At 69.2% G+C, this 20,462-nt stretch carries 19 protein-coding genes; 9 read left to right on the forward strand and 10 right to left on the reverse strand.

The genetic code is table 11. The features are described 5' to 3' along the window. Nucleotide 1: 1 nt before the first annotated feature. Nucleotides 2–1,603 (forward strand): 5-guanidino-2-oxopentanoate decarboxylase, encoded by a 1,602-nt coding sequence (locus FKR81_RS02750; protein WP_146349289.1) that lies wholly within the window; start codon nt 2–4, stop codon nt 1,601–1,603. 51 nt (nt 1,604–1,654) lie between these two features. On the opposite strand, the gene FKR81_RS02755 is transcribed toward FKR81_RS02750, so the two are convergent. Further along, nucleotides 1,655–2,611: a hypothetical protein gene (locus FKR81_RS02755; RefSeq protein WP_146349290.1), complete on the reverse strand. Its 957-nt coding sequence runs from the start codon at nt 2,609–2,611 to the stop codon at nt 1,655–1,657. A 1,154-nt stretch (nt 2,612–3,765) separates the two neighbouring features. Between FKR81_RS02755 and FKR81_RS02760 the strand changes: the two genes are divergently transcribed. Next, nucleotides 3,766–4,842, forward strand: coding sequence for a hypothetical protein (locus FKR81_RS02760; protein ID WP_146349291.1), 1,077 nt, complete (start codon nt 3,766–3,768; stop codon nt 4,840–4,842). On the opposite strand, the gene FKR81_RS02765 is transcribed toward FKR81_RS02760, so the two are convergent. Together FKR81_RS02765 and FKR81_RS44290 are read right to left on the reverse strand one after the other, a co-directional pair. Beyond that, on the reverse strand, nt 4,830–5,996 hold the full coding sequence (locus FKR81_RS02765; RefSeq protein ID WP_222598158.1) for an RNA polymerase sigma factor: 1,167 nt from the start codon (nt 5,994–5,996) through the stop codon (nt 4,830–4,832). The two genes, FKR81_RS02760 and FKR81_RS02765, sit on opposite strands and share 13 nt — an antisense overlap. Continuing rightward, nucleotides 5,993–6,364 carry a YciI family protein gene (locus FKR81_RS44290; protein WP_222598159.1) on the reverse strand — a complete coding sequence of 124 codons (372 nt, stop codon included), beginning with the start codon at nt 6,362–6,364 and terminating at the stop codon, nt 5,993–5,995. The genes FKR81_RS02765 and FKR81_RS44290 overlap by 4 nt, the downstream gene beginning before the upstream one ends. A 56-nt stretch (nt 6,365–6,420) precedes the next feature. Between FKR81_RS44290 and FKR81_RS02770 the strand changes: the two genes are divergently transcribed. Continuing rightward, nucleotides 6,421–6,852 (forward strand): YybH family protein, encoded by a 432-nt coding sequence (locus tag FKR81_RS02770; RefSeq protein ID WP_146349293.1) that lies wholly within the window; start codon nt 6,421–6,423, stop codon nt 6,850–6,852. 51 nt (nt 6,853–6,903) lie between these two features. Here the strand turns inward: FKR81_RS02770 and FKR81_RS02775 are convergent, their stop codons facing one another. After that, the gene (locus FKR81_RS02775) at nt 6,904–8,445 is read right to left on the reverse strand and encodes an APC family permease (protein WP_222598160.1); all 1,542 of its coding nucleotides are present in this window, start codon (nt 8,443–8,445) and stop codon (nt 6,904–6,906) included. Between the two features lie 89 nt (nt 8,446–8,534). On the opposite strand from FKR81_RS02775, the gene FKR81_RS02780 reads away from it, so the two are divergent. After that, nucleotides 8,535–9,686 (forward strand): Glu/Leu/Phe/Val dehydrogenase dimerization domain-containing protein, encoded by a 1,152-nt coding sequence (locus FKR81_RS02780; RefSeq protein WP_146349294.1) that lies wholly within the window; start codon nt 8,535–8,537, stop codon nt 9,684–9,686. A 3-nt stretch (nt 9,687–9,689) separates the two neighbouring features. On the opposite strand, the gene FKR81_RS02785 is transcribed toward FKR81_RS02780, so the two are convergent. After that, on the reverse strand, nt 9,690–11,039 hold the full coding sequence (locus FKR81_RS02785; protein WP_146349295.1) for a PI-PLC domain-containing protein: 1,350 nt from the start codon (nt 11,037–11,039) through the stop codon (nt 9,690–9,692). Nucleotides 11,040–11,157: 118 nt separating this feature from the next. On the opposite strand from FKR81_RS02785, the gene FKR81_RS02790 reads away from it, so the two are divergent. Next, the gene (locus FKR81_RS02790) at nt 11,158–11,337 is read left to right on the forward strand and encodes a hypothetical protein (RefSeq protein WP_146349296.1); all 180 of its coding nucleotides are present in this window, start codon (nt 11,158–11,160) and stop codon (nt 11,335–11,337) included. Nucleotides 11,338–11,613: 276 nt separating this feature from the next. On the opposite strand, the gene FKR81_RS43255 is transcribed toward FKR81_RS02790, so the two are convergent. The 4 genes from FKR81_RS43255 to FKR81_RS02805 all read right to left on the reverse strand — a co-directional run bounded on the left by FKR81_RS43255 (nt 11,614) and on the right by FKR81_RS02805 (nt 14,463). Beyond that, nucleotides 11,614–11,769, reverse strand: a complete 156-nt coding sequence (locus tag FKR81_RS43255) for a hypothetical protein (RefSeq protein ID WP_186762720.1) — start codon at nt 11,767–11,769, stop codon at nt 11,614–11,616. 466 nt (nt 11,770–12,235) lie between these two features. Then, nucleotides 12,236–12,424, reverse strand: a complete 189-nt coding sequence (locus FKR81_RS02795; RefSeq protein ID WP_146349297.1) for a PspC domain-containing protein — start codon at nt 12,422–12,424, stop codon at nt 12,236–12,238. A 35-nt stretch (nt 12,425–12,459) separates the two neighbouring features. Then, complete coding sequence (locus tag FKR81_RS02800) at nt 12,460–13,068, reverse strand: TetR/AcrR family transcriptional regulator (RefSeq protein ID WP_146349298.1); 609 nt, start codon at nt 13,066–13,068, stop codon at nt 12,460–12,462. Nucleotides 13,069–13,086: 18 nt separating this feature from the next. Continuing rightward, nucleotides 13,087–14,463 (reverse strand): class I adenylate-forming enzyme family protein, encoded by a 1,377-nt coding sequence (locus FKR81_RS02805; protein WP_146349299.1) that lies wholly within the window; start codon nt 14,461–14,463, stop codon nt 13,087–13,089. 37 nt (nt 14,464–14,500) lie between these two features. On the opposite strand from FKR81_RS02805, the gene lnt reads away from it, so the two are divergent. Genes lnt through FKR81_RS02825 form a run of 4 tightly spaced genes read left to right on the forward strand, consistent with a single transcriptional unit; the run spans nt 14,501 to nt 19,781 of the window. Further along, entirely contained in the window at nt 14,501–16,060 is a 1,560-nt protein-coding gene (gene lnt, locus FKR81_RS02810; protein WP_235921252.1) for an apolipoprotein N-acyltransferase, read from the forward strand. Then, complete coding sequence (locus tag FKR81_RS02815) at nt 16,035–16,805, forward strand: polyprenol monophosphomannose synthase (RefSeq protein WP_146349301.1); 771 nt, start codon at nt 16,035–16,037, stop codon at nt 16,803–16,805. The genes lnt and FKR81_RS02815 overlap by 26 nt, the downstream gene beginning before the upstream one ends. A 51-nt stretch (nt 16,806–16,856) precedes the next feature. Next, the gene (locus FKR81_RS02820; protein ID WP_222598161.1) at nt 16,857–19,463 is read left to right on the forward strand and encodes an ATP-binding protein; all 2,607 of its coding nucleotides are present in this window, start codon (nt 16,857–16,859) and stop codon (nt 19,461–19,463) included. A 39-nt stretch (nt 19,464–19,502) separates the two neighbouring features. Continuing rightward, nucleotides 19,503–19,781: a hypothetical protein gene (locus FKR81_RS02825; RefSeq protein WP_146349302.1), complete on the forward strand. Its 279-nt coding sequence runs from the start codon at nt 19,503–19,505 to the stop codon at nt 19,779–19,781. Here FKR81_RS02825 and FKR81_RS02830 read toward each other — a convergent pair. Beyond that, nucleotides 19,769–20,437: a winged helix-turn-helix transcriptional regulator gene (locus FKR81_RS02830; RefSeq protein ID WP_146349303.1), complete on the reverse strand. Its 669-nt coding sequence runs from the start codon at nt 20,435–20,437 to the stop codon at nt 19,769–19,771. The two genes, FKR81_RS02825 and FKR81_RS02830, sit on opposite strands and share 13 nt — an antisense overlap. Nucleotides 20,438–20,462: the final 25 nt, after the last annotated feature.

Here is a 20,462-nt window from a genome sequence, read left to right on the forward strand (position 1 = left end):
TATGACGGTTCCTCGCATCAGCGGGGGTGACGCGCTGGTGCGCGCCCTCGCCAAGCACGGGGTGGACGTGGTGTTCGGCATTCCGGGCACCCACAACCTCGGCATCTACCGGTATCTCGCCGAGCACGGGGTCCGGCACGTGACACCGAGGCACGAGCAGGGCGCCGGGTTCGCCGCGGACGGCTACGCGCGCGTCACCGGACGCCCCGGCGTGTGCCTCACGACGAGCGGCCCGGCCGTGCTGAACGCGATGACCGCCGTGACCCAGGCGTACTCGGACTCCGTGCCGGTGCTGCTGATCTCGCCGGGCATGCCGCTCAAGCACCCCGGCCGCGGCAACGGCACGCTGCACGAGGTCCGCGACCAGCGCGGCGCGCTGGAAGCCGTGATCGGCTACACCAACCGGGTGCACAGCGTGTCCGAGATCCCGCTCGCCGTGGCGCAGGCGTTCGCCGCCATGACCTCCGGCCGCCCGCGCCCCGCGCACCTGGAGATCCCGCTCGACCTGATCGACGCCATGGACAAGGTGTCGTGCGTCCAGCCGCTCGTCGTCGCGCACCCCGCCGCCGACGCGGTGACCATCGCCGCCGCTGCCGGACGCCTGCACACCTCCGCGCGGCCCGGTCTGATCGTCGGCGGCGGCGCCCGCGGTGCCGCCGAGGAGATCCTGGCGCTGGCCAAGCGCCTCGGCGCACCGGTCGTCGCGACGGCCAACGGCAAGGGCACGTTCCCCGAGAACCACGAGCTGTCCATCGGCGCAGGCCTGCACCACCGCGCGGTCGCGGACTTCGTCGCCGAGTGCGACGTCGTGCTGGCCATCGGCACGGAGCTGGCGTCGACCGACCTGTGGAACGGCCCGCTGAAGTTCAGCGGCGACCTGATCCGCATCGACGTCGACCCGGCCCAGATGATCACCAACGCGGCACCGGACTACCGGCTCGTCGGCGACGCGCAGGCCACGGTCGAAGCGCTGAACCAGCGCCTCGGCTTCGGCAAGCCGTCCGAGGAGGCCGCTCGGCGCGCGGAACGGTGGCAGAAGCTCTTCCGCAAGCACGCCCGCGCACAGGGCGCGCCGTGGCTGCCGCTGACCGACGTGCTGAAGACCGAGCTGGCGCCCGGCGCGATCATCGCGGGTGACAGCGCGATGGTCTGCTACTACGGCGCTTTGTCCAACCTCCCGCTGGACGCGCCCGCGTCGTTCCTCTACCCGACCGGACTCGGCACGCTGGGCTACGGCCTGCCCGCGGCGATCGGCGCGAAGATCGGCGCACCCGACCGTCAGGTGGTCGCGCTGCACGGCGACGGCGGCATCATGTTCACGCTTCCGGAACTCGCGACCGCCGCACAGTTGCGTTTGCCGCTCCCGGTCGTTGTTGCGGACAACGGCGGTTACGGCGAGATCCGGCGCGAGATGGTGGATCGCTCAGAGCCCGTGCACGCCGTCGACCTTCCGACGGTGGACTTCGCGAAGGTCGCCAAGGCCATGGACTGCCACGGCGTCACCGTCGACGACGAGACCAAGTTCGCCATCGCGCTGCGCAAGGCGTTGTCGGCGGACCGCCCGACCGTGATCCACGTGGTCGGGGACCTGGCTGGGGCATGACGTGCCGGGGCTGGTGACGCGACGGGGGCGTCACCAACCCCGGCACTTCATTCAATCGGCGGGCTGCCAGTGAACCCCGTAGCCGAAGCCTGGCCGCAGGTCGATGAACGCGGAGGTAGCTTCACAGGTGTCATCGAGGGACACCGGGGCACCACCGAGATCAGCGTCCTCGAAGTCGAGGTGGTGGACGGCGTCGAATCGGTGGATCGCGACAGGGGTGTCGCTGGGACCGAACCGAACCCTGAGTGTGAGGCGCTCACAACGCTGGTCCGGCCAGTACACGTACTCAGAGCGAATAGCTTGATCTTTCCTTGCATGGACGCGCAGCGCGAAGTTGTGCTGTTCGCCGAGCCTCAGCGGGTGCGGCAACCTGAGGTGTACGACCAATCTCCGCGGTAGTCGTTCGGTCGTATCGATCGCCGCGCCGTGCATGACCGTGACATCCAGATCGTTGAACCCGCAGCCCTGAGACCTCGGTAGGGCAACAGAAAGTTCTAACTGATCAACGTCGTCCCGATCGGACACGATCGTGCGGTGTTCGAACCATGTGGGTGTGGGACTGTCGAGTCGTATGAGCACGTCGAACTCAGCGACGTGCCAAGTATCGCGAGGGTGTTTCCGCACGTTGCTGTTGGCAGGATGCTGCGCCGCCTGGACCAGCCGCCTTAACGCATCGTCCACCCGGCGCCGAGCTGTTCTGGGGTCACGGCTCCAGCGTTCAGCCAACCAGCCGATGCGGTCAGTCAGTCTCGGGTACCGGGCGTCAGTGTGGATCGCAAAGGGCACGGTGACTGCGAGTTGCACATCAGCCGGGAGTCCTGACACCGACCGTTCGAGCCAATCGATGACCATATGGCGTATGACGGTCTCGTCGACGGGATTGACGCCGATGCCGCAGACACTCCGCAACGTCGGTCCAACAAGCTCGTCTATCCCGGCCGAGTACACCCCCCTGCCCTTGCGCAGCTTGGTCAGCTCGGTCATCAAGAGTCGTTCGTCGAGGGCCATCAGCATCCACCTAGTCGAGCTTCTCCTCCCGGTCCCCCATGGTGGAACCGAGAGGAGAAGGTTCCTCAGGCTGCTGCCTCACCAGGCTGCTGGCCCAGCGCTCGGCGAGCGACCTCGCAGGCCATCAGACCGGCAGCGCCCGCGCTGAGAAGTGCTGTCTCGACGCTGTGGCCTAGGGCGAGAAGTGCGCCTGAAAACAACATTACGGCGAGGATGACCATCACGACCAAGCGGAGGTGCTCGTGATGGTCGGGCTTGCCGTTTTCGGGCATGCAGGGTCCTATCAAGGGCGGGGACATCGGGTTCCTGCTTTCGTGTTGTGGTCCAGGACTTGCCTTGTACGCGCGTCCGTGACGGACTCCTCGGCTGCAGCGCCGAGGTGAAGCGGCCGCGCTGGCCGGATTGTTGCGCATATCGCTGACCGGCGGGAAGGGGCGACACGGGGTGGGTCGTGGGTCAGAGGAGATCAACATCAAGCCGGAATAGGACACCGCTCTCCAGCTGTCGACCGCAACTGCATAATTTCAGGAACTGGCAAACTGGAGAACTGGGTGTTGCCTTGAAGATTCAAATATCGGCTCGTAATGAGAATTGATTCTCAATATTTTCCTGACACAGAAAGGGTGGCATTGACGAGCAAGTTAAATTCCATACGAATCAGAATTGCTATTGAGGTTACGTAGGTTTGTGTGCAGTTTGCCAACGGCGGGGTGCGTGACCTGCGAGGCCAGGGGAGGTATGGCGAGTGTCCAGTGTTTGTCAACTTTTTGGACAGAAACTGGCCTACTAGGCTGTAGCGTGGTCGTTGCCGATGGTCCTCGTGGCGATCGGGATGACTTGGAGGCTTCGGCCTTCAATCCGAAGCACTGTCTGTGGTCCAGGCGGGGCGCCGGAGTCGAGGGGTCGCCTGTGCAGCCAGGTGGCCCCTCTTTTGGCTTTCTGTGGGGTTGGTCGAGTGGCATCCACACAGCTACAAGTCGGGCAAGATCCGTTGCTTCCGCACACGATCACGGGCACTTGGACTTGAGGTAGCGACGCTCAGGTTCGCTGAGGGCGCGGTGGGCGGTCAGAGGCGGCCGCCTCATAGTCGCCGCTGCGCAAGACGTTCATCTGATCGGGCCCGCCGGAAGATCCTTTGACCTAGAGTGCCGCGCGTGCCGGACGAGATGCCTTCGTGGGAGCCAGAACTGCGGGCCCAGGTCGACAGGTGCCGTCAGGCAGCTCGAGCTGGTGCCGAGGAGGTACTCGTCGCTCTGCTGGACGCGTTGACCGCGCTCGGCGACGGCCGGATGACCGAAGAGCGAGGCAAGGCGGTCGGGCCGACCGGTGAGGCTGTCGAGGTGGCGCGCCGCCTGTTCGCGGCGGACCCGCGCCATCGAGTGCGCCTGGTCGAAGCACTCACCTCGCAGTACGTGGCGCTGACACTCGCAGGGCAGTTCGAGGACGCGATCGTGGCCGCGGAGGACCTGATCGCCCAGCTGCACCTGCTGGCGCCCGGTGACCTGCCCGACGTCGACGCCCGGCTGGCGGAGGCTGTCGGAGAACTGGGCGTGCTGCACGGGAACGTCGGCAGGTACGTGCCGGCCGCGGGATTCGCGGCCGAGTCCGCCCGGCGCTACGCCGATCTCGGCCCGGCGCGGGTGGTCTCCTTCGGCAGGACGCTACTGGAACTGTGCGCCGCGGTCGACGCCGGAGGTGAGGCCGCCGCGGCGGAGCTCGAAGCCGAGGTGGGGGAGACCCTCGCCCGGTTCCAGCCCGATGACCGTGTTTTCGAGATGATCCCCGAGGTGGGCGCGGCGCTGAACGGCCTCGCGGCGGCGCTGAACGCCGCGGGCCGGAGTTCGGACGCGCTGCCCGCCGTGACCACGTCGATCGAGATGCTCCGCAGGCTGAGCGCGGCAAACCAGTTGCACTACAAGGACTACGCCTCAGCCCTGTCGACCTTGGTGCATGTGCACGGTGGACTGCACGACGACGCGAGACAACTGGAAGTCGCGCGGGAGAACGTCGAACTCCTCCGGCAGTGGACGACGGCGCACTGGGAGCTCTTCCCCGAGCGGCTGGCTCCCGCGCTCGACGACCTCGCCGCCGTGCTGACCAGGCTGGGGAGGACCGAGGAGGCGCGGTCGGTGATGAACGAGGCGGCCGACAGGTACGAGCACATGTCGCACCTGGGCCACTACTGGAAGCTGACGCAACTTCGCCGGGCCGGTTCGCTTCAGTCCGAGTGACCGCGGTCGGCCTTCGAGCGGAGGTAGCGGCGTTCGGGCGTGCTCAGCGTGCGTTCCGCCGCCAGCCGGTACGCCGCACGGGCGCCTTCGCGGTCACCGGACATCTCCAGCAGGTGGGCCCGGACGGCGTCCACGCGGAAGTGGTCGAGGTCCGCCGTGGCGAGCTGTGCCAGGCCTGCCCGCGGTCCTTCGACCATGGCCAGCGCCACGATCCTGTTCAGCGTCACCATCGGGCCGGGAGCCAGGCGCGCCAGCACGTCGTACAGCCCCAGTATCTGCGGCCAGTCCGTGTCGGCGGCGGACAACGCCTCGTCGTGCACGGCCGCGATCGCCGCCTGCAGCTGATAAGGCCCAGGCGGTTCGGTCGACAGCACGGACTCGATCAACGAGCTGCCTTCGGCGATCAACGCCGAGTCCCACCGCGAACGGTCCTGCGCCTCGAGGGGAATCAGCGCGCCGGAGGCGTTGGTGCGTGCCGGGCGGCGTGCGTCGGTGAGCAGCATCAGTGCCAGCAGGCCGGCGACCTCGCCCTCAGGTGCACGCGCGTGCACCTGGCGGGTCAGCCGGATCGCCTCGTCGGACAGCTCGACGCGGTTCAGCGAGGAGCCGGATGACGCCGTGTGGCCCTCGTTGAAGATCAGGTACAGCACGTCCAGCACCGCGGACACCGAACCCGGCTGGTTCAGCGGCACGTCCTTGATCTTCGCCTTCGCCCGGCTGATGCGTTGCGCGATGGTGGTCTCGGGCACCAGGTAGGCCCGAGCGATCTCCGCTGTCGTCAACCCGCCGACGGCCCGCAACGTCAACGCCACCTGTGAGGCGGGCGTCAAAGACGGGTGACAGCACAGCAGGAAAAGCTGCAGCGTGTCGTCCTCACCCGCAATCGGCGCGGGAGGTGGCTCCATCAGGAAGACGTTGGTTTCCCGGCGGCGCCGCGCGGACTCGGTGCGCAGCACCTCGATGAACCGCCGGGACGCCACGGTGATCAGCCAGCCGCGCGGCGACGAGGGCACACCCTCGGACGGCCACTGCAGCGCGGCCGCGAGCAGCGCCTCCTGCACGGCGTCCTCGCACGCCGCGAAGTCGCTGTAGCGGCGCATCAACGCCCCGAGCACGTCCGGCGCGAGCGAACGCAGCAGCGACTCGACGTTCACAGGCCGTACGCGCTCAGATCGCGGATCGGCCGCACCTCGACCATGCCGAAGTCCGCCTCCGGCATCTGGGCCGCCCACTCCAGCGCGCGTTCCTCCGATGAGCACTCGATGAAGTAGAACCCGGCCAGGTGCTCCTTGACCTCCGCGAACGGACCGTCCGTCGTGGACGCGCGGCCGTCGACCAGCGCGACCCGCTTCGTCAGCGACTGGTCGTCCAGCGACGCGGACGCGATCAGCTCGCCCGCCTCCGTCAGCGCCCGCATCACCGACGCGTGGCCCTGCGCGCCTTCCGTGCGCTCCTCGTCCGACGCGGTCTCCCAGAAGGACCGCATGTGCGGGTTCGTGTAGACCATGATCAAGTACTTCATCGAAGAACTTTCCCCCTGGCATGTCGAGAACCGTCCACGGGCTTCTACGTACCAGCATGACTGACACACAGATCCGCGACCTGATGGACGACTACACCGCCGCGATGAAGAAGGGCGACGCCGACTGGGTCGTCGCCCACCGCACGCCGGACATCGCGCTGTTCAGCCTCGCGCCGCCGCTGCGCCAGAGCATCGAGGACGCGCTCAGCGCCGACGGGCTGCGCGCGTGGTTCAGCACCTTCGACGGGCCGGTGGACTTCGAGATCCGCGACCTGGAGGTGACCGAGAGCGGAGACCTCGCGATCGCGCACGGGCTCACGCGCATGACCGCGACGCCGCAGGGCAGTGACGAGAGCTTCACGCTGTGGTTCCGCACGACCTGGGCGTTCCGCAACACCAACGGCCAGTGGCTCATCAGCCACGAGCACGAGTCGACGCCGTTCTACATGGACGGATCCTTCGGCGCCGCAACGGATCTCGAGCCGTAGGTGAGTCGGTGCGCCCGGCGGGGCCCTGCCACTCCGCCGGACGCACCACGCTCACACCGTGACGCGTTCCTGGGGAACGTCGCTCGGTGTGAGGTCCTTGGCGCGCGTCGGCCGTCCGAGCGCGTAGAAGAGGAACCCGATCAGGATGACGATCAGCAGCGGGATCACCTGGCTCAGCGTGTACTGCAGGCGTTCACCCGCGAACGACGACGGCAGCGAGTCGTCCGGCGAGCCCTCCATGCCGAACCAGCCGACGCCGAGGCCCGGCCAGATCAGCACCGCCACGGTGTAGGCCACGAGTCCGGTCGTCAGCACCGTGCACACCCAGGCGAGCGGTGCGCGGAACGGCCGGTCGGTGTCCGGCATCTTGCGGCGCAGCACCACCATCGACGGGAACGTCGCGATGTAGCTGATGAACGTCGTCGAGATGACCAGCGCCAGCCCGGCCGCGAAGTACTTCTCGCTGTTGCCACCGGTCAGGCTCAGCGCGGTGATCAGCACGATCGACGCGAGGACGCCGGACAGCACGTTCACGCGGATCGGCGTGCCGTGCTTGGGGGACAGGTGCCCCAGCCACGCGGGGCCGGAACCGTCGGCGCACGCCACGGCCTGCGCGCGGTGCGCGCCGATCGCCCACGACACACCACTGGTGAGCACACCGATGATGAAGCCGGCCGCGCAGATCGTGCCGAACACGGCGCCCGCGCCGGTGAGCGTCACGGTGCCGTCCGGTGCGACCGAGCCGCCGTAGACGGTCAGCACGGTCTTCGCCGCGTCGATGAAGCCGCCGAGTCCCTTGATCTGGTCGCCCGGCACGACGAGCAGGATGCCGACGATCGGGCCGCCGTAGAGGAAGAACGCCGCGGCACCCGCGCGCAGGATCGCGAACGGGATGGTCTTCTGCGGGTCGGTCATCTCCTCGGTCGCCGTCGACGGCAGCTCGAAGCCCACGTAGTTGAAGATCAGCACGGGGACGAGCACCACGAAACCGGCGTAGGTCGGCACGAAGTCGGCACCCGCGAGCGGCTGCACGCCGTTCTTGATGCCGTACACGACCACCGAGATCGTGAAGAAGCCGAGCAGCACGACGCGCGCGATCGCGCCCGCGATCGGCACCCACTTGCCGACGTGCAGCGACGCGGCGACGGCCAGCACACCGACCCAGATGAAGACCAGGCCCGCGATGCCCTTGCCCACGACGCCGAGCGGCAGGAAGAACGCCTCGAACGTCGCCACCGCGACGATCGCGAGCGTGCCGCCCATCCACAGCGGGTTGGAGATCCAGTAGAGGACCTGGTTCACGCCGGCGACCATGCGGCCGAACGCGAGCTTCGTCCACACGTACGGTCCGCCCTCGATCGGGAACGCCGTGCCCAGCTCGGCCGTGAGGAGGCCGTAGGGCAGGAAGAACACGACCGCGAGGATGACCATCCACACGAGACCCTGCGGGCCGTTCGCGGCCACGCTGCCGATGGTGTCCAGGCCGACCAGCGTGCAGAGCAGGTAGAACGTCACGTCCACCCGGCGGAGTGACTTCCGCAGGTGTGTGCGCTCGTTGAGCCAGTTGCCGCTGAGAGGCTGTACCTCGCTCACGTGGCCCTCCAGGTGATTAACTGAGTCGTCAGTCAGTTTTGGTGGACCATGTGACCGTGGTCATACGCTGATGTCAAGGGGTATGCGCAATGAGTTACCTGCAGGTCACCTGGACCGATCCGGTCACGGGTGCGAAGGGCTATCTCGTGATCGACCGGCTCGTCCGCGGCGTCAGCAGCGGCGGCCTGCGGATGCGTGCCGGCTGCACGCTCGACGAGGTGCGCGGTCTCGCCGAGGGCATGACCGCGAAGGAGGCGCTCAACTACGACCCGAACGCGCGCTACGTGCCGCTCGGCGGCGCCAAGGGCGGCATCGACTTCGACCCGTACGACCCGGACGCGGTCGAGGTGCTGACCCGCTACCTGCGCGCCATGGGCCCGTACATCGAGCGGTTCTGGACCATGGGCGAGGACCTCGGCCTGCGGCAGTCGACGATCGACGTGGCCATCGAGAAGATCGGCCTCCAGTCGTCGATCCAGGCGGTCTACCCGCTGCTGGACGACGAGGCGCTGGCCCGTCAGCGGCTCGCGGACGCGTTCGCGGTGAACGTCGACGGCGTCTCGCTCGACGAGCTCGTCGGCGGCTACGGCGTCGCGCAGGCCGCGCTCGCGGGCATCGAGAAGCTCGGCCTCTCATCGCCAACGGCGTTCGTGCAGGGCTTCGGCTCGATGGGCGGCGCGACCGCGCGGTACCTCGCCGCGGCGGGCGTGCGCGTCGTCGGACTGTCCGATGTGCACGGTGTCGTGGCGAACGAGGAGGGCCTGGACGTCGAGACCCTGCTGCTCACCCGCGACGAGCACGGCGGCATCGACCGCGGTCAGCTGCGTCCCGGTGATCTGCAGCTCGACCGCGACAAGTGGCTCGACGTCCAGGCGGACGTGCTCGTCCCGGCCGCCACGTCGTACGCGATCGACGAGCGCAACGCCGCGTCCGTGCGCGCGAAGCTGATCGTCGAGGCCGCGAACATGCCCGTCACGGCCGCGGCCGAGGCGGTGCTCGACCTCTTGATCATTCCGGACGTCGTCGCGAACTCGGCCACGAACTCGTGGTGGTGGTGGACGCTGTTCGGCGACATCGAGGCGACCGCCGACTCGGCGTTCGACAAGATCGGCACGAGCATGCGCCGCCTGGTCACCAGGATCCTCGACCGCGCCGCGGCGGACGGCATCTCCGCGCGCGCCGCGGCGGCGGCGATCGCCACCGAGGCCGTGGCGGAGATCGAGTCCCGGTTCGCCGGGTAGCTCTCACTTGAGGCGGGACGTGGTCACGTCGATCGCCAGCCTGGTCAGTGCTCCGTCGGCGAAGTCGTCGGACAGCACGAGCGTGCCGCTGGGGAACGCCGTGGCCGCGTCCTGCCGCACCCACGGGTAGAGCACGCTGCCGAAGTACGGCTTCATCTTGATCAGCTCGCCGGCGGCGGTGTTCTTGGCACCGGTCTTGACGCCGTCGTCCGTGCCCGAGGTCTGCAGCTCCATGACGGTGTGGTCCATGCCGTCCTGACCGGACGCCGTCATCTTCTTGAGCGCGTCGAGGACGATCTGCGGATCGGTGGTCCGGTAGGTGTTGTTCCACGAGCCGTAGCAGTGGTCGTTGCCGATCACGAGCAGCCGCTTGCGGGAGTGCAGCAGTTCCGAGGTGGTGCGGGTGAGGTCCGTCGCGTCGCCGCGGTCCACCACGGCCGTGCGGAACGCGTCCTGCACGCACCTCTCGACCGCGCCCTCGGCGGGCAGGGCGGCCGCGTCGACGCCGCTGTTCGACAGCTTCACCACGGCGATCTCGGTCGGGTGGTCGCGCAGCCACTGCAGCAGCGTCTGCAGGAACCGCAGAAGTCCTTGTCCCGGAACGACGTTGTGCACGTGCCGCAGCGTCGGGTTGCCCTGGAACACGCCCGGCCGGAAGTCGAAGAAGCGGATGCCCAGCGCGAGCATCGTCTCGAGGTCGTCCTTCTGCGTGAACGCGGAGTTGATCGTCGCGGTGGCGATCAGGTCGCGGGCCACGAAGTTCGGAATGATCTTAGGCAACGGCAGCACGTCGTTGTCCCGCAGCACGTTCACCTCGTGCACGGCCTGACCGCCCGGCTGCGTCATGCCCGCGTTGTGCGCGCCCGGCAGCACGATGTCCGAGAACGGCCGGTCGGCGAGCTCGGGGTGCGCGGCGACGAGCTGGCCCATCCAGCCGCTGTACTCCGGCGTCACGGTCACGTACACCACGCTGGAGACACCGTCGTGACCGGAGTTGTCGCCGAACCCGTACGAGACGCCGATCCTCCCGCCGATCGTCTGGAAGATCCCGCTGGGCGTGGTGTAGGTGTTCGAGAACGGCCCGTCGTTGAGCTTCGGCCACCGCGTGTCGATCAGCTGGGTGTAACCGACGACCTCGCCTTCCGCCTCGACGGTGAGCCGGACCTCCTTGCTCGACTCGAAGATCGACAGGCCGCCGCTGTCGACCTCCAGGTGTCCTCGCTGGTGCGGATCCTGGTGGCTGGTGAAGGTGAGTTCCGAGCCATTCGAATGCACGACTCTCAGTCTTGTTCTCACCTGCAGGTCGGGCAGGCCGTGGATCGTGCTGAAGAAATCAATTCCCTTGCTGGACATGATCGAATCCCCTCGGCTCAGCAGTCTTGACAGAGTGTTCCAAGTGGACTCGGAAAGACCAGCAAGGTCACCCGCTTGGCGCAGTCGCGCTAAGGCGTTCGCCGGTACGCTCCGATTCATGTCGTTTCCGGCACTCGTGCTGGCACATATGTCGAACACTCACAAATGGGGCAAGGCTTTGGTCAACGGTGCAGGTCAGCAGATCGCGCTGTGGACATTCGACCTCAAGGAGGGCTTGACGACCGACGACGTCCGCTCGGTTCCTGTGCGTCACGAAGTCGAATGCCGCAATTGTTGAACCACTCCTCGGTGAGCTGGATCCGGCGAGCGAAGGGATCAACTACGACGCCGACTCGTTCCACTCCGACGTCGGCCCTCTCGACGCACTGGCGTGGAAGGATCAGCGCGGGGTCGTGAATTTCCTCTACTCGGCCGGTATTACCGAAAACCTGAGCAACAAAGGCGTGTGGAAAAGGCTGAACGAGGCCGTCGCACTACGCCACCGCCGACGCGAGCTCGGCGTGTACGCCTGGAACTTCGAGAACCTGGGCCGCGCGAGCGAGACGCTCGCGACCTATCGCCTCAACGGCGTCATGGGCAACATGAACACGTCGTTCGGCAACCTGCCCGCGAACCTCGGCGCGGACCAGCTCTCGCTCGTGCGCGCGGCCGTGCGGAGCGACGGGCGCTCGGTGTTCGCCGCGACGCCGATGCCCGTGCGCACCGCCACCGGCCCCGTGCAGACGGGTGCGCCGGTCGGGCTGTTCGACGTGTCGACGGGTCTCTACCTCGGCGGGATGCGGTGCCACTACAACGCGAACCAGGGCGCCGACGAGTACTACCCGACGCTGCAGGCCGTTCCGGTCAGCCTGCGGCTCGTTCGCGCTGTCGGGGCGGACGGGCCTGTGGTGAGTGGTGTGGAGGTCGAGATTCGCACCACCGAGCGTTCGGTGGGGGAGTACGACCGGCTCGGTGCTTGGAGCACTCCGACGCTCTACTACTACAAGAGCGGGTGGCCGCAGCAGCGCTGGTTCCTCGAGGGTGACCTGCGGTACGGCCAGGCGGTGGTGATCCGCAACAAGCAGAGCGCAACTGCGTGTGCGTCGGCGTCCAGGGCACAGCGCCTGCCGTCCACCTGCCGCTGGGGCGGCAGTGTGGACGGCGTTCCTGCGCCTCGTGCTCAGGGGCGGCGAACCTCAGTAGCCGCGGTTCGGCATCATGACCCACAGGATGATGTAGATCACGAACTGCGGTCCGGGGAGAAGGCAGGAGAGCAGGAAGAGCAGGCGGACGGTGTTCGGCTTCCAGCCGAAGCGTTCGGCCAGCCCCGCGCACACCCCTGCGATCACTCGTTTGTGCTGTGGCCTGGTCAACGTGTTCGTCATGCCACTAACACTCCGCTCATCAGCGGGTTGTCGCATCAGGGACAGGCCTGATTTACCCCTGAGAGCTGGTCGACGAACCTCAGGCACACCTCGCGCATGCGCTCCACGGTCATGTTCTTCGAGCCCGCCAGCACCTGCAGCGCGAGCCCGTCGAGCATGCTGACCAGCATGTTCGCCAGGTCTACGGGATCACCCGGAGCCAGGTCGCCGCGGGCCTGGCCGTTGCGGATGATGTGCGCCACGATGTCGCGCCACTCGCCGTAGAAGCGCTCGTTGAGTTCCTGCAGCTCAGGGCTGCGGATGGCCTCGACCCACAGCTCCGCCCACACCTTCCAGGCCTCGACGGTCTCCGCGCCCTCGGGCAGGTACGACTCGACGACCAGGCGCAACCGCGACGCGGGTGGCTCGTCGGACTCGAGGATCCAGCGCCTGCGTTTGATCGACTCGTCGAAGCAGTGCTGGAAAGCGGCGTCGGTGAGGTCGCGCTTCGTCTCGAAGTAGTAGTGCACGGTGCCGCCGCTGACCCCGGCGTCTCTGGCCACGTCCGAGACGCGGAGGTGGCGGAAGCCCTCGGACGCGATCACCTTGCAGGTGGACGCGAGAATCTGCGCCCGGCGTTCGGCTTCCACACTGGGTCGGGGCATCCGGTACCTCCTCGAGTACTAAGCAAGAGTAGAGCGAAGGGCCTTCTTGTCGACCTTGCCCACCCTGGTAGAGGGCAGCCGGTCCAGAACCGTGACGCCTCGCGGCTCGTAGAGTTCGCCGAGTTCGGCGGCGACGGCGGCCCGCACGAGGTCCGTGTCGACCGGGAAACCGGGTTCTGGCACGACGAACACGTGCACGGCCTCGCCGTAGCGCTCGTCCGGTGCGCCGACGGCCGCCGCGGCGCGGATGCCGGGGAGCGTGACCAGGAAGTCGTCGATGAGGCGTGAGTACACGTTGCCCGCGGCGGGGCCGGTCACGATCACGTCCTTGCTGCGGTCGACGAGGTAGAGGAAGCCGTTGGAGTCCAGGTGACCCATGTCGCCGGTGTCGAGCATCCCGTCCAGCGGCGGCTGGCCCCAGTACCCGCGCATCACGGTCGGCCCGCCCAGCCACACGACGCCGTCGCGGATCTCCAGCTTGATGCCGGGGAACGGGCGGCCGCAGGTCAGCAGCGTCTCGGGCCGGTCGAAGTCGATGTCGGCGGGGTTCATCATGGCGACGCCCAGCGCCTCGCTGAGGCCGTAGCCCTGCCACACCACCGGGCCGAACCGCTCCAGCGCCTGACGCAGCCGGACCGGGGAGATGGGGGAGCCGCCGATGCCGATCCGGTGCAGCACGCCGGGGCCGGGGCAGTCCGGGTGGTCGAGCACGTCGAAGAGCATCGGGGTCACCAGGTTCGTCACGGTGATCTGCTCCGCGCGCACGGTCTCGATGAAGACACCCGCGTCGAACGGCTGCGGCAGCATCACGACCTTGCTGCCCGTCACCATGCCCATGGTCGAGTGGATGTGTCCCGTCCCGTGCGTGACCAGCGTGCTGACCAGCACGTTCGCCGGTGGGAACGCGGCACGTGCGGCCAGCACCTCGTACATCAGGTCGCCGTGCACCGGGTGTTTGGGAACGCCGGTCGTGCCGCCGGTGGCGAGCACGGTGCTGAAGCCCGGCTCGCCCGCGCGTTCCACCGGCTCGCCCGGCAGCTCGGCGATGGGCCAGCCGTCCAAGCGGTCGTCGAACCGGTCGTCCACCACGACGCCCTTGACCTGGGCCTCCGCGACCAGGGTGCGCAGGCCGTCCTCGGTCCGCTCCGGCGTGACGAACACCAGCCGGCCGCCGAGCAGGTGCACGGACAGGTTGAGCAGCACGGACTCCGGGGTGTTGCCGACGAACACCGCGACACCGTCGCCGGGCCGGACACCCCGCTGATGCAGGCCGTCTGCGTAGCGCAGCAGCAGGTCACGGGCTTCCGCACGGGTGAGACGCCGATCGCCGCCGATGAGAACTTCCCGGTCGGGCTCGGTGGTGAGCACGCGCAGGACGCCGTCCACGTAGGTCATGCGTTCTGTCTACCGGGTGCCCTCGTACGCTGATCGAGTGGTTGCACCCCCCATCACGCCGGACGCGCCCGACGCGCCCGCGCGCAGACGCGTGCGTCTGCCGTTGCTCCGCATGGCGCTCGCAGTGGCCGGCGGCGGCCTGCTGTACCTGAGCTTCCCGCCGCGCCCGCTCTGGTGGTTCGCGCCGCTCGGGTTCGCGCTGCTGGGGTACGTGCTGAACGAGCGGCGCGCGCGGGCCGGGTTCGGCTACGGCGTGCTGTTCGGGCTCGGGTTCATGACGCCGCTGCTGCGCTGGACCGGCGAGTTCGTCGGGCTGGTCGCGTGGCTGCCGCTCGCGCTGGCGTGCGCGGTGCTGATCGGCATCTCGACCGCGGCGATGGCGGTGGTGTCGAAGACGCGCCTCGCGCCGCTGTGGATGGCGTGCCTGTGGGTGGCGGACGAGGCCCTGCGCGGGGTGTTCCCGTTCGGCGGCTTCCCCTGGGGCAAGATCGCGTTCGGCCAGCCGGAGGGGTGGTACCTGCCGCTCGCGTCGCTCGGCGGCGCCCCGCTGATCAGCTTCGCGGTCGCGCTGACCGGGTTCGGCCTCACGTGGGCCGTGCGGAACTGGAAGCTGGGCGTGCCGCTGGCGGTGCTGCCGCTGGTCGCCGGCCTCGCCGCGACGCCGCTCGTCGGCACGAACCCGAGCGCGGGGACCGCGACGGTGGCGGCGATCCAGGGCAACGTGCCGCGCGCCGGGCTCGACTTCAACTCCCAGCGCCGCGCGGTGCTGAACAACCACGTCAAGCGCACGCTGGAGCTCGCGCAGGACGTCGCGGCCGGCAAGGCGAAGCAGCCGGACCTGGTGATCTGGCCGGAGAACTCGTCGGACATCGACCCGTTCCGCAACGTCGACGCGGCCGACGAGATCGACAAGGCCGCGCGGGCGATCAAGGCGCCGATCGCGGTCGGCGCGGTCGTCATCGACCGCAACGACAACCTGCCGCGCAACACCGTGGTGCTCTGGGACCCGGAGAAGGGCCCGATCGACACCTACACCAAGCGGCAGCTCCAGCCGTTCGGCGAGACCATGCCGTTCCGCTCGTTCTTCCGGATCTTCAGCAAGACCGTGGACCGGGCGGGGGTGTTCCAGCCGGGCAGCGACCCCGAGGGCTTCGCGATGGGACCGGCGAAGGTGGCGATCGACACGTGTTACGAGGTCGCGTTCGACGGTGTGGTGCGCGACTCGGTGCTGGCGGGCTCGAACCTGATCGCGATCCCGACGAACAACGCCACGTTCGGCTACACGGAGATGACCTACCAGCAGTTGTCCATGTCCCGCGTCCGGGCCGTCGAGCACGGCCGCGCGGTCGTGGTTTCCGCCACTTCCGGCGTCTCCGCCATCGTTCAGCCCAACGGTTCTGTCACCCAGCGGACTGAGTTGTTCACGCCGGATGCGCTGGTCGCGACACTGCCGCTGCGCGGGGAGACTACGCTGGCCACTCGAATTGGCGCCTGGCCCGAGTGGGTGTTGACCGCTGCGGGCGTCTTGGCATTGGCGCTGAGCTTGTACGCACGACGACGGAAGGACACGGATGACGGACCAGCAGGCGCAGCCTGACCAGGAGCTCGGGCCCGTGCTGGTGGTGATCCCGACCTACAACGAGCGGGACAACATCGGGAAGATCGTGAAGCGACTGCACGCCGCGTTGCCGAAGACGCACGTGCTGGTCGTCGACGACGGCAGCCCCGATGGCACCGGCCAGCTCGCGGACGAGATGGCGGCGGCGGACGAGCGCGTGCACGTGCTGCACCGCACGGAGAAGGCCGGCCTCGGCGCCGCCTACATCGCGGGCTTCAACTGGGGCCTCGAGCGCGACTACGGCGTCATCTGCGAGATGGACGCCGACGGCTCGCACGCACCCGAGCAGCTGCACCGCCTCCTCGACGCGCTGCCGAAGGCCGACCTGGTGCTGGGCTCCCGCTACGTCCCCGGCGGCTCCGTCGTGAACTGGCCGAAGCACCGCGAGTTCCTCTCGCGCGGCGGCAGCCTCTACTCGCGCATCGCGCTCGGCACGAACCTGCGGGACATGACCGGTGGCTACCGGGCGTTCCGCGCGGACACGCTGCGCAAGCTCAAGCTGTCCACCGTGGCGTCGGCCGGGTACTGCTTCCAGATCGACCTGCTGTGGCGCACGCTCGAGCTGGGCTTCAAGGTGGTCGAGGTGCCGATCACGTTCCAGGAGCGCGAGTTCGGCGAGTCGAAGATGAGCGGCAACATCGTCCGCGAGGCACTGGTCCGCGTGACGAAGTGGGGCCTGCGCCGCCGCTACACCCAGGTGAAGGGCCTCTTCGGCGCCAAGTAGGCGCGCCTGTGGTGCCCGTAACACCCGCCGCCGGGAGTGATACTTCCTGGCGTGGGTGTCGTGAACGACCGGATGGTCGGGCGGCGGCATGAGCTGGACGCACTGGCGGCGTGGCTGGACGGCGCGCGCGCCGGTGCGGGACGGCTGGTGCTGTGCTCGGGCGAGCCGGGCATCGGCAAGACGAGGCTGGCCCAGGAGCTGGCCGGTCTCGCGCTGGCCGGTGGCACCGCGGTGGCCTGGGGCCGGTGCGTCGAGACCGAGGGCGCGCCCGCGTTCTGGCCGTGGCGGCAGGTGCTGCGCTCGCTCGGCGCGGACCCGGACGCCGTGTTCGCGGGCAACGCCGAGCCGGAGGACCGGTTCCGGATCTTCGACGACGTGGCGCGCCTGCTCACCGGCAGGGGAGAGCTGGTCGTCGTGCTCGACGACCTGCACTGGGCGGACGAGCCGTCGCAGCGGCTGCTGCGGCACCTCGCCGACCAGCTGACCGGCGCGAAGCTGCTGGTGTTCGCGGCGTACCGCGAGCGTGTGCTGCCAGACCTGTTGCGGTCACCGGACGTCGGCAGGCTCGACCTGCGCGGCTTCGGGCTGGCTGAGGTGCGTGAGCTCACCGACCCCGGCGACGCGGCCGCGATACTGGAGCTGACCGGCGGGAACCCGCTGTTCGTCCGCGAGGTCGCGCTGGCCATGGCCGACGGCACGTGGCGCCCGGACCGGCCGCCGCGCACGGTGCTCGACGTGGTGACCGCGCGGCTGGACCTGGTGTCGGCGGACTGCCGCGCGCTGGTCCAGGCGGCCGCGATCGCAGGCCGCGACTTCGACCTCGGTGTGGTCGCCGCCGCGATCGGCAGGTCAGTGCAGGAGTGCCTGCCGCTCTTCGACGAAGCGGTCGCGATGGGCCTTGCCGATGAGGGCCACCGGTTCGTGCACGCGCTGACCCGTGACGCGGTCGAGGCGTCGCTCAGCTCCGCCGACCGGATCCGGCTGCACCGCGCCGTCGCCGAGGCGACGCAGGCCAGGTTCGCAGGCGACCTCGCCGAGCACGTCACGGACATCGCCAGGCACTGGGCGGTGCTCGCACCCTGCGGCGAGGCCGCGACGGCCCGTGCGTGGACCGTGCGGGCCGCTGAGGAGGCCGTGCGGCGGCTCGCGTACGAGGAGGGTGTCCGGCTCTACCAGGCGGCGCTCGCGCTGGATCCCGGCGACACCGAACGCGCGCGCCTGCGCATCGCGCTCGGTCGCGCCGCCTACTTCGCCGGTGACCTGGCGACGTGCGTCGACGCGGCTCAGCGAGCGGCGGACGCGGCACGCGCCGTCGGGAAGCCGGAACTGCTGGGCGAGGCGGCGCTCGTGCTGGAGGCCGCGGCCGACGGCGGGCTCAACGCCGCCGCCACGCCGTTGTGCGAGGAAGCGCTGGCCGTGAACCCGACCGGGGCGCTGCGGGCCCGCCTGCTCGCGCAACGCGCTCACCTCGCGTTCTACGCGGGCGAGCAGCATCGGCTCGACGCGCTCAGCACCGAGGCGCTGGAGCTGGCCCGCGCGTCCGGTGACGACCGCGCGCTCGTCGACGCGTTGCGGGCCAGGCAGGAGGCGTGCCCAGGCCCGCACGGCATCGCCGAGCGACTCGACCTGGCGGCGGAGATGCGGGCGCTGGCGGTGCGCACGAACAGCCCGCGCACCGCGATGTGGGGTGAGCTGTGGCGCATCCAGGCGCTGCTGGAGAGCGGGAGCCTGGCCGCCGCCGCTGAGCTGCTGCCGGCGTTGAGGCTCGCGGTGGCCAGGGTCGGTGGCCCGGTCAGCGCGTGGCACCTCGGCGTGGTCACCGCGTGCGTCGCGCAGGCGCAGGGCCGCTACGACGAAGCGCGAGACGTCGCCCGCGGCGCGTTCGAGCGGATGCGGACGATCGAGCCCGCGCCCGCGCGGGGTGCGTACATGGCGCTGCGGTGCGCGCTGGCCCGGATGCAGGGCCCTGACGAGGAGAGCATCGCGCACGCGCGCGCCCCGTTCGAACCGCCGCCGCGGTTCCGGATGATGGCGCTGGTGTCGCGCTCGTTCCTGTTGCTGACCGGCGGTTTCCCGGACGAGGCAGCCGAGGTCTACCGGCGGCTGGGGCGGATCGAGGACTGGGAGCTGCCCGCGTTCTTCGAGGTCCCCGCGCACGTGATGGGCGTGCTCGTCACGGCGGGTCTCGGGCTGAAGGACGACCTCGCCAGCCTGCTCCAGCTGCTCGAACCGTTCCGCGGCGCGCACGCCATCGGGCTCGGCGTCGCCTACATGGGCCCGGTGGACCTGGCGCTCGGCATCGGCGCCGCCGCGCTGGGCGACCACGAGCGCGCGGCGGCGGACCTGACGGCGGGGCTCGCCATGGCCGAACGGGCGGGCGCACCGGGGTTCGCGGCGGAGGCGCGCAGGCACCTCGCGAAACAGCCGAGCGTGCTGAGCCCGCGCGAGACCGAGGTCGCCGCGCTCGTCGCGGACGGGCTGACCAACCGGCAGATCGCCGAGCGGCTCTACATCTCCGAGCGCACCGCGCAGAACCACGTGCAGCACGTGCTCACCAAGCTCGGCTTCGCCACCCGCAGCCAGATCGCGGCGTGGTCGGTCCGGATGAGTACCCCGGTGAGTGGTGTGGCGGATGGCGGGGCGGCGCGAACTTCCTAGCTTTGACCTGCGCAACAACGCGGATCTGAGGAGGAAGTCATGGAGTGGATCACGATCGCGACGCCGCCGTTCGGTGAGCTGGAGAAGTTCGACAAGATGACCAGCGGTGTCGCCGCACCGGAGGGGCTCGTCGCCCGCTACGCGGGTACGACCGCCGACGGCGAGCTGCAGGTCATCGCGCTGTGGCAGAGCAAGCAGCACGCGGACGCGTTCTTCTCGAGGATCCTCGGCCCGGCGCTCGCCGCGGTGCTCGGACCCGAGCCGCAGGGCTCGCCGAAGGTCGTCGGGGTGGACGTGGCGCGCAGCTACGTCGCCTGAGCACGCGCGGCGCGAACGTGGGGAGCGACCGGGCTGAGCCGCAGCCAGTTCGGCAGGCCGCGGACGATCCACCTCGGACCGGTCAGTCCGATCCTCCCCGCCCGCACCGCGTCGATCAGCTCGATCTCGCCCTCCCACATGCGGAAGAGCGTCGGCAGATCGGACGTCAGCACGGCGTCGATGTCGAAACCGGGGTCGGTGTAGCAGACCGACGCGTCACCCGGTTCGAGCACGAGCCAGTACTTGCGGCGCCGGTCGGAGATCTCGACCTGGATGACCGCGCGCTTGTCGAGGCCGGTGGTGTCGATGCGGCCGTGCATCCACCACATCAGCACCTCGGGGTCCAGTTCCTCGGGCCGCGGGTCGCCGAACGCGTGCCGCGCGCCCCAGTCGGCCAGCCCGAACACCAGCGGGCGCAGGTCCTCACCGGCCTTGGTGAGCGCATAGCCGTCTTCGGTGCGCACGACCACACCGTCGTTGACGAGCTGCCGCAGCCTGCGGGACAGCAGGGCGCGCGACAGGCCAGGCAGACCGCGCGCAAGGTCGTTGAACCGGTGCGCGCCGACCAGCATGTCCCGCACGATCAGCAGCGTCCACCGGTCGCCGAGCAGCTCGACGGCGCGGACGATCGGGCAGTACTGGGCGTAGGTCCTCATCGCGCACCTCCCAGGTTCAGTTGTT

The organism is Lentzea tibetensis (assembly GCF_007845675.1).
Taxonomy (GTDB): domain Bacteria; phylum Actinomycetota; class Actinomycetes; order Mycobacteriales; family Pseudonocardiaceae; genus Lentzea; species Lentzea tibetensis.

Coding starts and splice junctions, on each gene's coding strand:
- FKR81_RS02815 (WP_146349301.1), top strand. CDS start 16,035: ATGACGGACCAGCAGGCGCAGCCTGACCAGGAGCTCGGGCCCGTGCTG.
- FKR81_RS02755 (WP_146349290.1), bottom strand. CDS start 2,611: ATGGCCCTCGACGAACGACTCTTGATGACCGAGCTGACCAAGCTGCGC.
- FKR81_RS02825 (WP_146349302.1), top strand. CDS start 19,503: ATGGAGTGGATCACGATCGCGACGCCGCCGTTCGGTGAGCTGGAGAAG.
- FKR81_RS02805 (WP_146349299.1), bottom strand. CDS start 14,463: ATGACCTACGTGGACGGCGTCCTGCGCGTGCTCACCACCGAGCCCGAC.
- FKR81_RS02790 (WP_146349296.1), top strand. CDS start 11,158: ATGTCGTTTCCGGCACTCGTGCTGGCACATATGTCGAACACTCACAAA.
- FKR81_RS02750 (WP_146349289.1), top strand. CDS start 2: ATGACGGTTCCTCGCATCAGCGGGGGTGACGCGCTGGTGCGCGCCCTC.
- FKR81_RS02830 (WP_146349303.1), bottom strand. CDS start 20,437: ATGAGGACCTACGCCCAGTACTGCCCGATCGTCCGCGCCGTCGAGCTG.
- FKR81_RS02800 (WP_146349298.1), bottom strand. CDS start 13,068: ATGCCCCGACCCAGTGTGGAAGCCGAACGCCGGGCGCAGATTCTCGCG.
- FKR81_RS02785 (WP_146349295.1), bottom strand. CDS start 11,039: ATGTCCAGCAAGGGAATTGATTTCTTCAGCACGATCCACGGCCTGCCC.
- FKR81_RS02780 (WP_146349294.1), top strand. CDS start 8,535: ATGAGTTACCTGCAGGTCACCTGGACCGATCCGGTCACGGGTGCGAAG.
- FKR81_RS02795 (WP_146349297.1), bottom strand. CDS start 12,424: ATGACGAACACGTTGACCAGGCCACAGCACAAACGAGTGATCGCAGGG.
- FKR81_RS02770 (WP_146349293.1), top strand. CDS start 6,421: ATGACTGACACACAGATCCGCGACCTGATGGACGACTACACCGCCGCG.
- FKR81_RS44290 (WP_222598159.1), bottom strand. CDS start 6,364: ATGAAGTACTTGATCATGGTCTACACGAACCCGCACATGCGGTCCTTC.